Origin of the sequence: Deferribacter autotrophicus, from assembly GCF_008362905.1 — a bacterium.
Taxonomy (GTDB): domain Bacteria; phylum Chrysiogenota; class Deferribacteres; order Deferribacterales; family Deferribacteraceae; genus Deferribacter; species Deferribacter autotrophicus.
Map to the genome: position 1 here is coordinate 1 of NZ_VFJB01000010.1, position 12252 is coordinate 12252.

Genomic DNA, 12252 nt, shown 5'->3' on the forward strand with positions numbered 1-12252 from the left:
TGCCCGTATCGCTTTATTCGGACACCCGTATCGCTATCATTCGGACACTTTAGACACTAATTTTAAGACCCCTTCTATGCAAAACTAACCTCACGGTATTTTTTAGTATCACTAAACTATATTCTCCTCTGATTTCAGTTTTCTAACACTTTCTCCGCTAAGTTTTATCTTATGACTGCTATGTACCAATCTGTCAAGTATTGCATCTGCCACAGTGGCATTCTTTAGACAATCATACCAGTTATCAATTGGTAATTGAGAAGTAACTATTGTTGAATTCACGCCAACTCTATCCTCTATTACTTCTAATAAATCATTAGCTTCATCAGCCTCAAACGCACTGATACCAAAATCATCTAAAATGAGAAGATTAAACCTTGCAAGACGGGAAAGCATTTTTATATAATCACCTTCTAACCTTGCCAGTTTTAATTCTTCCATTAATCTGGGAACCCTGTAATATCTCGCAGTATAACCATCAAGAATTGCTCTGTTTGCCAGTGCTTGAGCTATATAGCTCTTCCCCGTACCAGTAGGCCCAGTAATAATTATGTTCTGTTTTCTTCTCAAATAATCACCTCCTATCAGAGAAGTCATTATACTTTTATTCAATCCCCGTTGAATACCGTAATCGATATCTTCCACCCTTGCCATCTTCTCTTTCAGTTTTGCGGCAGCCAAGTTTCTTTTAATCTTTCGATTCAGCCTTTCCGATAGTTCGGCTTGAAGTAACTGAATTAATCTTTCTTCAAAGGGCATTTCGTTGTAAACTGGGTTTTCTTGTTGTTTGGTAAGTGCAGCACTAAACCCTTTTAAACTTAATTGTGATAAAAGATTATCAAGTTCCATTACTTTTCCTCCTTCTCTTCCTTGTAGTATTGTTTACCCCTTATATTCTCATGCTTATTTAAAGGGGTGATATCTTTTTTCGGTCTTTGCTGATAAGATTTGGTCTTCAAGATAGTTTTTACGCTTTTTACTGTAAACGCTCCTATTGAAATCGCTTTTTGACAGCTTAATTCCAATTCCTTTGCAGAGTATTCATCGGATAATTTTAATATCGCAATACAGGTTCTATAAGCATTTACAGGGTGATTCCTTGATTCCATTATCATTTTCATCAACTTAGTCGTATTTAAGCCTATTTTAGATGCCCAAAAAAATATTCTTTTTGGACTCCATCTTTCTTTACTCAATACGTGGTTAGGTGGCATATGTTCATCCAAAGTAGAAGCTTGACCTTTAATAAATAACCTGGGATGAACTGCTATTAATTTACCTTTGAAAAATATTTCTACGGTAGTGTTGGAATACCATACATCAACCTTTGATTTTATATATTGATAAGGAACAGAATAATAATTACCTGCAACTTCCACATGATAATCTAAATGAACCGTTCGTAATAAGTGCTCTCTATATTGGTAACGCTTCTTAGGTAATGGTAGCAATTCTTGACGCTCTAACTCCTCTAACAGCTCAAACCTACTCTTACCTATACCCCTTATCTTTTTTTCATTGTATTGCTCCATAAGAGGCTTTATAACAGCATTTATCTCTTCTACTCCGTAAAACACCCTATTCCTCAATTTGGCTAATATCCAGCGCTGTATCCCCTGAACTGCCTGCTCCACTTTCGCTTTATCCTTTGGATGGTTAGGTCTAGCTGGAATTATTACTGTATTGTAATATCTTGCCATATCTAAATAGCTGGAATTCAATTCAAGGGTTTCTCGAGTATTCTTTATTACTGCTGATTTTAAATTATCAGGAATTATTTGTCTCGGAACTCCTCCAAAATATTCAAAAGCCAACGTATGAGACAATATAAACGAAGACTGCTTTTGATTAGGAGTCGCATGAACAAATACCGCACCCGAGGCTCCAAGTACTGCTACAAATATTTGAACTGCTTTCTCCTCTCCTGTACTTACATCAACCATATTCATCGTTAATCCTGAATAATCAACAAACATCGTCTCCCCAGCATAATATATCTGACGCATTGTAGGGGATAGTCTTTGAATATAATCTTGGCAATATTTCTTAAACTGAGTATAGTTGTAACCTTCCGGATGTCTTTCTTTGTATTCCTGCCATAATAGTAACCATGTGACACCTTTTTTGCGTATCTCTTCAGCTATGTATGCAAAATCAGGTAATGGACGGTTGTTTCTTGACTTTGCTTTACGCTCTGGGAATAGCTTATCTTCAAGCTCATTATCCAAAAGCTTTAGCCCTTCTTCTATCGATAATCCCGTTATTTGAAAACGTGTACAGTAATCTAATACCGTTGATTTGGGAACTCCTAAAGAACGGCTAATTGCCCGATACGATAACTTATTTTGAAATCTTAAACGTAAAACATCTTTTACCATAGCCATAGCTAACCTCTTCATTTTTACTCCCCCTTTGTTTACTTTATGGGGAGTTTAGAGGTTAGTTTCGCTTAACTCAAGGTGTCCGAATAGTAGCGCTATGGTGTCCGAATGTTTCCGATACGGTGTCCGAATAAAAACGATATCACTGTCCGAATGTCAGCGATACAGGCAGCTCCATTAATTTTTTTATTTTGGCAACACAAAATTACAAATCTTCCAAACTAAAAATGTAATAACGCAAAATTCTTTTTACATTTTTTTCCAAACATTTTTTCTTCTGTTTTTTTTAGTAATGAGTTTTTCTTTTTTTAAATCATCGATAACTTTTTTTATAAAATCGATTGGTATATCGGGAAACAGTTCACTTATCATCTCAAATGTAAATTCTTCTGGCAAGTCATCCATAATTTTCTTTTTTATCTCATAATAGATTCCTCCTTTGATTACTGGCGTAGTTCCATATTCTTGTATTATTTCAGATATTTTTTCATGAGGAGTGTCATTTTCATGGGAATCTACAGCTTCAAAAAATCTATATGTCCATTCGTTGGCAAGTTTACGATTACCAGCAAACACTATAGGAAGATTCGGGTGGAAAGCAAATAGTTCAGCAATGGCTTTTACCGCAAAAGAGGGTGTATAAAATTTTAATTTATCAGCTTTTAAAAAATCTGAGTAGTTTGCTTCAATAACAAGAGCTGAATATTTGTATGCTGAAAGTTCAGCAAGCTGTTGATGGAAAACTGACATTTTTCGAAATTCGGAAATCAGATTATCAAATGTTTTTCTTTCCACTACAGCAAGTATTTCATTATCTTTTAGTAATGCATAATCACCCACGGGTAATCTTGTTTTTTCGGTATTGCTATTTGAGAATTTCCATGGATATTTTTCATTAGTATCTATTAGAATATTTAAGTTTTCTGAGTGATAGGTTATTAACTTAACCCTTGGTTTCCTTTCCTTTAATGCTTGTTGTGTTCTCCAAAAAATTTGTTCGTATTCTCCATCTTTGGTTTTGTACTTTTTCTTAAGAAATAAAAAATCGCATCGTTTGTTTATTGGTCTATCAAGGACAACGACAAGTCTTTTGCCTATTCTTTTTAAAGATATGACAGGTACCCTTTCTATTTCTTCAATTGGTGGATCCATTTTTCTATTATCTTCACGAAGACAAAAAATATTACCTTTTTGTCCTGGCCATTTATCTTGTACTCTGAGTGCCAATAAGGTTTTATCCCCCTGTCTAATAGTCAGGCGGTATGGAAATTTTTCGTTATTAACTGATTCAAGAACGTAAAAAGTTGTTGCCATGGCTAATTGCTCAGAGCTATATTTTCTCTTTAATAACTTGTTTATTAATTTATTTTATACAAAATTTTTTCTGTAGTCACTCTATTTTTTCAAAACCTTGTTTGATTGTCTTTATGGAAAAACATTTTCTGGGTTCAAGTTCCCATAAAACCGACATGGACGGCGGTTTTAGAGGAACTTGCCTCGGAGCAAAACTGGACGTTTTGCGAGAATGAAGAAAATGTTTTTCCATAAACAATAAAGTGTAACTTTTTGAAATATAATCATAAATTATACTAGTAACCAAAAAAATGGGGTGACTCCAGAGGTAATTTTATTCTTGACTAAATTGGAAAAAACTATATATTTGCATCTGCTTGAACATGCGCCCTTAGCTCAACTGGATAGAGCATCTGACTACGGATCAGAAGGTTGGGGGTTCGACTCCTCCAGGGCGCGTTTCCTTTTCTTAATTTTTCAATAAATTATCAAAATTCAAAATAGCCTAAAATAGCTCAAAATAAACATAAAAAATGATACAAAGACGTCACAGTTTTTTCATGAATTTTCCAATAGCTGAAATAAGGATGTTGTACAGTCATATACTCAACCTATAACATGCTGATAGTGTTGAGATTGCTTCGCTAACGCTCAGGGTGACGCCTTTATGTTTTTAGTCATTGCGAGGAGCATTTGCGACGAAGCAATCTATTGTTTATCAATAAGTTACAAATCTATAATATCTTTTTTATTGTGCAATATTCTCGAAATATAAATTATTTATTTTAAACAGCTATTTTTTTCAACATTTAATACTTCCCTTCATCAATAGCCACAAGACACCACTCGAGATTTTCCCTACTGAAAGACAGCTCATAAATATTTTCTCCTTCTGTCACAGTATACTTATAAATCACATCTCGCCCTTCTCTTTCCTTCCACTGATAAATAATTTTTTTTATGAAAATTTTTGTGCCATAATATATAAACCACACAGGCTTTGGAAACCCCTCATAAAAGATAGCACCGACCTTTATTTTCTCATTTAGCATCACCAACATATTAAAAACCTCCATAGCAAACATATGTTCGCCTATACATTTTATACCATATCTCCTTTTAATTTTCAAGAAATCATTGAAATGTACTTTAATCTAACGTCACTCCAATTTTTGTAAATATCCCTATTACTGCACAAATTGAGGAAATACATTTTTCGTTGTAAGGGTTGTAAGAGTAGTAAAAGTAGTAGGGGTAAAAGGGAAATAAGGAGATAGAAAAAGTTCAATAACTAAGATTCAATGTTTAAAATAGGTTTATGTTGAAATTAAAGAAGTAAATATGAAGTACCACTCATACAGCTCTTATTACTCTTACAACCTTTACTACCCTTACGACCATTGACAACTATAAAGATAATCCTCCTGTTCATAAAGAACTGGAATACTCCAACACTTTAATCCATTGACTAACAATAAAAATAGAATAGTATGGTTAATATAAAATTTTTGGTGACAGCAGTCATGCCAGTTATTACAATTGAAGGAACAAAGGTAAATATAGGACAAAAAATAGGCCTGACAATGTAAGCATTGAGAGAAAACTTATCTCAGAGGGAACATGTTCACTGTAGATGAAATAGTTACCGAAAAACTTGAAATAAAAAAATCCACATTCATATCATATCTTGTTCCGTATGATCAATTTGATAGTTATCATGCTTATCTGAAAAAAGAACATAAAAAAGCAAACCATATTGTATGGGCTTATAGATTTTTAAATGATTATAATCAGATAATAGAAAATCAAACAGATGATGGAGAACCAAAAAACACATCAGGTAAACCCACATTAAATGTATTGAAAGGGAAAAATCTTGTTAATGTAGCCATCTTTACTGTCAGGTATTTCGGTGGAATAAAACTTGGAACAGGTGGACTTGTCAAAGCATATACAGAATCTGCAGCCAAAGTGGTTTCTAAAGCTAGATTAATAGATATTGATAAATGTTACACAAAAGATTTTTTATTAGACTATAACAAACTAAATTTTTTTGAATATCTTATTAGAATAAATAATGTAAAAATAATTGATAAAAAATTTACAACAAATCAAGTTAATATCAAACTACAAGGGGATAAAAAGGTTTTAGAAGAAATTGCGTTATCCATTGAAAACAAATTCCACTAAGTTATAGGCATCATTTCTTTTCAAACCAAACGTTTTTAAAATCTTTACAATATCCTTTTTATCAAACCCTTCCTTATAAAGTCCTTTTATAATCTTTTTATAGTCAGCATAATTTGTTTTATTATAAGTCTCTTTGTTGTTATCTACAACTATAACAAATTCCCCTTTAACAGTAATATCTTCAACTTCATTAATATTATCTATAAAAACTGTTTCCTCATAAATTTTTGAAATCTCTCTTATAACAGCAAAAGGAGGAGTAAAATAATCAAAAAGAATCTTCAAAGTATCTTTAACTCTGTGAGGTGCTTCGTAAAATATCAAAGTAGATTTTATGGTAGTTAATCGCTCAATCTCTTTTATCTTTTCACTTTTTTTATGTTTTAAAAACCCATAAAAGAAAAAATGGTCACTTGGAAATCCAGACATAATAAGGGCAGGAACGAATGCAGTAGCCCCTGGCAACACTTCAAACTTTAAATTATTTTTTATCAATTCCTTTATTATAAAATGACCTGGATCTGAAATACAGGGAGTACCGGCTTCACTTATTAAAGCAAGCCTCAATCCACTTTTAAGTTTAGAAAGAACAAGAGAAATATTTTTTTTTTCGTTGTCCTTGTGAAGAGAAGTTATTTTTTTCTTAATTCCATAATGATTTAATAAATTTAAAGCCTTTCTTGTATCTTCAGCTAAAACCTCATCAACTTGCTTTAAAACTTCAATACTTCTTAATGTAATATCACCCAAATTCCCAATAGGGGTAGGAACAACATAAAAAGAGGTTTCTATCATTTAACAGTGAAACTGATTGAATCAATCATTTTCCCATCTTCCGAATAAATCTCCACTTTCCACTCACCTTTCCATTTTGGCAATATTTTTTTCGAACTATATGTACGCCATCTATTTGAATTAACTGCTAGAGGAACTTCTGCCATAATGTTATCCTTGTAAATCCATATATGAATCACCTTTGTAGGATATTTATCAGTTTTGATTTCTGTAAAACAGTAAAGTTTCCCTACATGGGAATCAAAACTATCAGAAACTTCTACAGGCTCACGATTTTGAATCCCTTTTGCTATAGCTTTTCTGCTTACTTTAATATCTGCATAGGCAAAAGCATTCAACAAAAAAATGGTCAAAAATACTAATATTAGACGTTTCACTTAATCCTCCTGAGGATAATTTTCTTCAATATACCTTTCAGCCATCTTTGCAGCAACAGCTCCATCTGACACAGCAGTCACAATCTGTCTAAGCTCTTTCTTTCTTACATCACCAGCAGCAAAAATACCCGGAATATTAGTTTTTGTAGTTTCATCTGCAATTATGAAACCTGACTCATCCATCTCTATCAACCCTCTAAAAGCATCAGTATCTGCAGTCCACCCTATAAAAACAAATACACCATCAACTTTCAATTCACTTGTCTTACCTAGCTTTTTATCATAGAGGGTAATAGATTCAATTTTATCCTCACCATTTACCTTTTTAACAACACTATTCCAAATAAACTCTATCTTAGGATTTGCAAATGCCCTATCTTGTAAGATTTTTGCAGCTCTAAGCTTATCTCTTCTATGCACAATATAAACTTTTTTAGCAAATTTAGTCAAATAGTGTCCCTCTTCAACGGCAGAATCCCCTCCACCAATTACAGCCACCACTTTATCTTTATAAAATGCTCCATCACAAGTAGCACAAAATGATATTCCTCTACCAAGGAATTTATTTTCACCAGGAACCTCAAGATTTTTTGGTTTTGCACCTGAAGCGATTATGATAGTTTTAGTTTTAATTTTTATATCCTTATATTGCAAACATACATATTTATAACCATCACAAAACTCAACACCTCTACATATTCCATTCTTTATCTCTACTCCAAAATGCTTAGCATGCTGATAAAGTTTCTCAGTTAAATCTCCACCTGAAATCCCTTCAACAAAACCTGGATAGTTTTCAATAATTTCAGTTATAGCTACCTGCCCCCCAGGAAAGTTCTTTTCTAAGATTAAAGTCTTTAAATTATCCCTCGCAGCATAGATTCCAGCTGTGAGCCCAGCTGGTCCTCCACCAATTATCACTACATCGTACACTTCTTTTAAGTCATCAAAATTAAAAAAATCTTCCATCTATTCCCCTCTCAATATTCTTTTTATCTCTTTCATTACAGGCACCTTAGATGCATAAATAAGCCTGTTCTTTTCATCTAAAATCACCAAAAATGGCCAACTGTTTATGCCAAAAATCTTCTCAACATTTTTTATATTAGTCAAATATAAATGTTTTTCAATAAGTTTATAACTTTTGTCAGAAACATATTTGAGGAGTGAATATTTATTCTGTCTAGTCTTGATAAACACCATTAAATATACATTCTCTTTTTCTGCTAAATAAACAATTCCCGCTAAGTTTTTCTTATAAAATGTAGAAAAAATATTTCTTTTATTCAAAAAAATTATCATTTTTTTTAGCTTTACATCATAAAGATTAAACGAATTACCATCCAATGTCTTAACTTCAAAATTAGGAATTACAGAATACAGAGGAGGTGGGTCGTTTTGTCTATATTTATAAAGATAATAAAAAGCGTAAGCTACAAGTATAAAAACTAATATGTTTTTTCCAGAAAAAAATCTTGCGCCTCTCATTACCAGATTTTGGAATCCACATCTTTTCCATATTTTGCTATTAAAATGTCTATTAACGTCTTATCATAAATTTTTGGACTGATAACGGATGTATCCACTTTTTCATTGAAAAGTTTTTTCCCTAATTCAATTTCCTCTTCCAAAACTTCAAAAACATTATCATTTTTAATCCCATCTACTACCTTTTCCTTATTGTATAAAACAATATCACTAACAATTGTTCTTGCCAATCTTTTCGCTTTTTCCAAATCCGTAATCATAGGAGCTCTCCAAATTTCATACTGATATCTACCGCTTTAAATCTGTTTGTCAGGGCGCCCACTGAAATGTAGTCAATAGGGAAATTTTTATACAAAGCCAACTTCTCTAATGTAACACCCCCTGATACTTCAATTCTAGCACGACCATTCACTATTTGGCAAGCCTCTTTGATTTTATCCAAAGGAAAATTATCAAGCATAATTATATCAGCACCGGCTTCCACAGCTTCTGCAACTTCATCTAAATTTCTTGTTTCAACCTCAATTTTTACCGTAATAGGTATACCTTCTCTTAATATTTCCACAGCTTTTCTAATTGAACCAACCGCATCTATGTGAGTATCCTTTAACATAACTCCATCAAAAAGACCAATCCTGTGGTTTGTGCCACCACCTGTTCTTACAGCATACTTTTCAAGAACACGCATTCCAGGAGTAGTCTTCCTAGTATCTAAAATTTTTATATTTGTCCCTTCTAATGCTTTCACATATTTATAGGTATTTGTTGCTATTCCAGACAATCTTTGCAAAAAGTTTAAAACAGTTCTTTCCAGCTTTAAAATAGTCGCTGCTTCACCTGTAATTTCAGCCAAGATATCTCCCGGATTAACAAAGTCACCATCATTTTTTAGATAATTCACCATTACATTTTTATCGGCACTGTTAAATATTTTCTCCACTAAAGGCAAACCACAAACAACGAAATCTTCCTTTGCTAGCAAATAATATTTACTTCTTTTCAAAAAAGGCGCAATAAACTTTGTGGTCAAATCTCCACTGCCAATATCTTCAAGCAGTGCAAGTTCTATAATTTTGTCAACCAAAGCGGAATTTAACATAGTTTCTTTAACCTTTCGATACTCTTTTCAATTTCTTCAAGCTTTATTTTAGCCTCTTCATATTTTTTCTTATCCTTCTCAATAATATGAGCAGGAGCCTTTTTAAGATACTCCTCATTTTGAAGTTTTTTCCCGTAAACTTTAATATCTTTTTCAAAAGATTTTTTCTCTTTTTCTAGTCGCTTAATTTCTTCTTCAAAATCCACAATACCTTCTAATGGTATATAAATTGTAAAATCTTTCTCCACCTGAACAGCTGACTTCTCTATCTCACTATCTGTGAAAGAAATATTTTCAATCTTAGCCAACTTTTTAATGATTTCAGATTTCTCATTAATCAGATTTTTAAAATCATCTCCACATCTCACAAAAATATCAATCATTTTTGCAGGAGCAATATTATATTCGCCTCTAACTGTCCTTACATTTGTAATAAATGCAATAACTTTTTCGATATTATCAAAATCATCTTTAAAATTAAACTCATGCTCAGGATATGGTCCAAAAGTGATTGTTTCATTACCAGTTAGATTTTTGTAGATAAACTCCGTCACAAAAGGCATAAATGGATGTAAAATTTTCAATGACTCTTCCAGAACAAATCTCGCCACAGCAAGGGCATTCTTCTTATTCACATTATTGTAGATTCTGTGTTTAATAAATTCTATATACCAGTCACATAATCTATGCCAGAAAAATTGATATATCGCATTTGCTGCTTCATTAAAGTCGTATGACTTGATATATTTTTCTACATTTTTCCCTGTTTCAGCAAGGTTTTCAAGGATCCATTTATCTTCCATTTCAAGTGCATCAAAATCTATATCATCCACACTACCATCTAAATTCATCATTATAAACCTTGATGCATTCCAGATTTTATTTACAAAATTTTTATACCCTTCGATCCTATTCTCTGCCAACTTAATATCTCTACCCTGAGCAGCGAAGGCAGCTAGGGTAAACCTGAAAGCATCCGCACCATATTTATCAATCATTATCAGAGGATCAATTACATTGCCTTTTGATTTACTCATTTTCTGCCCATACTGATCTCTGACCAGAGCATGAATATAAACATGTCTAAAAGGAACATCATTCATAAATTTGAGTCCCATCATAATCATTCTGGCAACCCAGAAAAATAGGATATCAAATCCAGTTACAAGACAACTTGTGGGGTAAAATTTTTCGAGGGTTTTCGTTTTTTCAGGCCACCCCATAGTTGAAAATGGCCAGAGTGCAGAAGAAAACCATGTATCAAGAACATCTGTTTCCTGACGTAACTTTTTGCTTCCACACTTCTCACAAGATTCAGGATCTTTATAATCTACATTTATATGACCACATTCATCACAATACCATGCAGGAATTCTGTGTCCCCACCAGATTTGTCTTGAAATACACCAATCTCTAATATTATACATCCATTCAAAATATGTTTTTGTCCACATTTCTGGAAATATCTTGATCTCCCCTTTTTCCACAGCCTCAATAGCCTTTTCTGCAAGTGGTTTAATCTTCACAAACCACTGCATTGAAATTCTAGGCTCAATCACTGTTTTACATCTATAACAATGTCCAACAGAATGCTCATGTTTTTCTATTTTCTCAATAAGATTAAGTTCTTTCAACTCTTCAACTATTCTCTTTCTCGCCTCAAACCTATCAAGCCCCTTAAACTTACCCCCGTTTTCATTGATGATACCTGAATCATCCATTACGTTTATCTCTTCAAGCCCGTATTTTTTCCCTAATTCAAAGTCATTTGGATCGTGAGCAGGAGTAACTTTAAGTGCCCCTGTCCCAAATTCCATATCAACATATTCATCCGCAATTATGGGCAATCTTCTCCCCACAATGGGAAGTATCACATATTTGCCAATTAGATGCTTATATCTATCATCATTAGGATTAACAGCTACAGCCGTATCTCCCAACATTGTTTCAGGTCTTGTGGTAGCAATAAGAAGTTTTTCATCGCTATCTTCCACCGGATAGTAAATATAATAAAGTGCTCCTTCCTTATCCTCATGCTCCACTTCAAGATCGCTTAAAGCCGTATGACACCTAGGACACCAGTTAATAATATAGTTTGACCTGTATATAAGCCCTTCCTTATATAGTGTCACAAAAACTGTACGAACAGCGTTTGACAAACCTTCATCCATTGTAAAACGTTCTCTATCCCAATCACAACTTGCACCAAGCCTTTTCAACTGATTAATAATCTGTCCACCTGATTCCTCTCTCCATTTCCAAACTCTTTCTATAAATTTCTCTCTTCCAAGATCGTGTCTTGAAATCCCCTCCTTCGCAAGCATCTTCTCCACCACATTCTGGGTGGCTATCCCCGCATGGTCAGTCCCTGGCAACCAAAGAACTTCATACCCTTTCATTCTATGAAATCTTATTAAAATATCCTGCAATGTATTATTCAAAGCATGCCCCATATGTAGGGAGCCTGTTACGTTTGGTGGTGGAATAACAATTGAATAAGGTGGTTTATCGGAATGCTCATTCGCATGAAAATACTTTTTTTCAAGCCATTCATTATAAAGCTTCTCTTCAAACTCTTTAGGATCAATGCGAGTAGGTAAGCTTGTCTCTTTCATCTTCACTTCTTTTC

The 12252-nt window shown here is 33.4% G+C and carries 12 protein-coding genes and 1 tRNA gene; 2 read left to right on the top strand and 11 right to left on the bottom strand.

The window, feature by feature from the left end:
- Window positions 1–111: 111 nt before the first annotated feature.
- The 3 genes from istB to FHQ18_RS11830 form a co-directional block, all read right to left on the bottom strand.
- Window positions 112–849 (bottom strand): IS21-like element helper ATPase IstB, encoded by a 738-nt coding sequence (istB, locus tag FHQ18_RS11820; RefSeq protein WP_149265513.1) that lies wholly within the window; start codon window positions 847–849, stop codon window positions 112–114.
- Complete coding sequence (gene istA / locus FHQ18_RS11825; protein ID WP_149265514.1) at window positions 849–2399, bottom strand: IS21 family transposase; 1551 nt, start codon at window positions 2397–2399, stop codon at window positions 849–851. Before istA ends, istB begins: the two co-directional genes overlap by 1 nt.
- A 231-nt stretch (window positions 2400–2630) precedes the next feature.
- Entirely contained in the window at window positions 2631–3608 is a 978-nt protein-coding gene (locus tag FHQ18_RS11830; protein WP_223144621.1) for an ERCC4 domain-containing protein, read from the bottom strand.
- Between the two features lie 451 nt (window positions 3609–4059).
- Here FHQ18_RS11830 and FHQ18_RS11835 point away from each other — a divergent pair.
- Window positions 4060–4133 (top strand) — tRNA-Arg (locus tag FHQ18_RS11835).
- A 350-nt stretch (window positions 4134–4483) separates the two neighbouring features.
- Here FHQ18_RS11835 and FHQ18_RS11840 read toward each other — a convergent pair.
- Window positions 4484–4735 carry a hypothetical protein gene (locus FHQ18_RS11840; protein WP_246798770.1) on the bottom strand — a complete coding sequence of 84 codons (252 nt, stop codon included), beginning with the start codon at window positions 4733–4735 and terminating at the stop codon, window positions 4484–4486.
- 559 nt (window positions 4736–5294) lie between these two features.
- Here FHQ18_RS11840 and FHQ18_RS11845 point away from each other — a divergent pair.
- A complete protein-coding gene (locus tag FHQ18_RS11845; protein WP_149267391.1) occupies window positions 5295–5864 on the top strand; it encodes an IMPACT family protein in 570 nt (189 codons plus the stop codon).
- Here FHQ18_RS11845 and rsmI read toward each other — a convergent pair.
- Genes rsmI through FHQ18_RS11880 form a run of 7 tightly spaced genes read right to left on the bottom strand, consistent with a single transcriptional unit; the run spans window position 5838 to window position 12238 of the window.
- Window positions 5838–6659 carry a 16S rRNA (cytidine(1402)-2'-O)-methyltransferase gene (rsmI, locus tag FHQ18_RS11850; protein WP_149267392.1) on the bottom strand — a complete coding sequence of 274 codons (822 nt, stop codon included), beginning with the start codon at window positions 6657–6659 and terminating at the stop codon, window positions 5838–5840. The genes FHQ18_RS11845 and rsmI overlap by 27 nt on opposite strands.
- On the bottom strand, window positions 6656–7036 hold the full coding sequence (locus tag FHQ18_RS11855) for a DUF2914 domain-containing protein (RefSeq protein WP_149267393.1): 381 nt from the start codon (window positions 7034–7036) through the stop codon (window positions 6656–6658). Before FHQ18_RS11855 ends, rsmI begins: the two co-directional genes overlap by 4 nt.
- Window positions 7037–8005 carry a thioredoxin-disulfide reductase gene (gene trxB, locus FHQ18_RS11860; RefSeq protein ID WP_188020415.1) on the bottom strand — a complete coding sequence of 323 codons (969 nt, stop codon included), beginning with the start codon at window positions 8003–8005 and terminating at the stop codon, window positions 7037–7039. It lies immediately after the preceding gene.
- Entirely contained in the window at window positions 8006–8524 is a 519-nt protein-coding gene (locus FHQ18_RS11865) for a TlpA family protein disulfide reductase (RefSeq protein ID WP_149267394.1), read from the bottom strand.
- A complete protein-coding gene (locus FHQ18_RS11870; protein WP_149267395.1) occupies window positions 8524–8784 on the bottom strand; it encodes a hypothetical protein in 261 nt (86 codons plus the stop codon). The genes FHQ18_RS11865 and FHQ18_RS11870 overlap by 1 nt, the downstream gene beginning before the upstream one ends.
- The gene (gene nadC / locus FHQ18_RS11875; RefSeq protein ID WP_149267396.1) at window positions 8781–9623 is read right to left on the bottom strand and encodes a carboxylating nicotinate-nucleotide diphosphorylase; all 843 of its coding nucleotides are present in this window, start codon (window positions 9621–9623) and stop codon (window positions 8781–8783) included. Before nadC ends, FHQ18_RS11870 begins: the two co-directional genes overlap by 4 nt.
- Window positions 9617–12238: a valine--tRNA ligase gene (locus FHQ18_RS11880; RefSeq protein ID WP_149267397.1), complete on the bottom strand. Its 2622-nt coding sequence runs from the start codon at window positions 12236–12238 to the stop codon at window positions 9617–9619. The genes nadC and FHQ18_RS11880 overlap by 7 nt, the downstream gene beginning before the upstream one ends.
- Between the last annotated feature and the right edge of the window lie 14 nt (window positions 12239–12252).

Excerpts from the sequence above, each read along its gene's own strand:
- istB (WP_149265513.1), bottom strand. The coding sequence starts at position 849 with ATGGAACTTGATAATCTTTTATCACAATTAAGTTTAAAAGGGTTTAGT.
- istA (WP_149265514.1), bottom strand. The coding sequence starts at position 2,399 with ATGAAGAGGTTAGCTATGGCTATGGTAAAAGATGTTTTACGTTTAAGA.
- FHQ18_RS11840 (WP_246798770.1), bottom strand. The coding sequence starts at position 4,735 with ATGTTGGTGATGCTAAATGAGAAAATAAAGGTCGGTGCTATCTTTTAT.
- FHQ18_RS11845 (WP_149267391.1), top strand. The coding sequence starts at position 5,295 with ATGTTCACTGTAGATGAAATAGTTACCGAAAAACTTGAAATAAAAAAA.
- rsmI (WP_149267392.1), bottom strand. The coding sequence starts at position 6,659 with ATGATAGAAACCTCTTTTTATGTTGTTCCTACCCCTATTGGGAATTTG.
- trxB (WP_188020415.1), bottom strand. The coding sequence starts at position 8,005 with ATGGAAGATTTTTTTAATTTTGATGACTTAAAAGAAGTGTACGATGTA.
- FHQ18_RS11865 (WP_149267394.1), bottom strand. The coding sequence starts at position 8,524 with ATGAGAGGCGCAAGATTTTTTTCTGGAAAAAACATATTAGTTTTTATA.
- FHQ18_RS11870 (WP_149267395.1), bottom strand. The coding sequence starts at position 8,784 with ATGATTACGGATTTGGAAAAAGCGAAAAGATTGGCAAGAACAATTGTT.
- nadC (WP_149267396.1), bottom strand. The coding sequence starts at position 9,623 with ATGTTAAATTCCGCTTTGGTTGACAAAATTATAGAACTTGCACTGCTT.
- FHQ18_RS11880 (WP_149267397.1), bottom strand. The coding sequence starts at position 12,238 with ATGAAAGAGACAAGCTTACCTACTCGCATTGATCCTAAAGAGTTTGAA.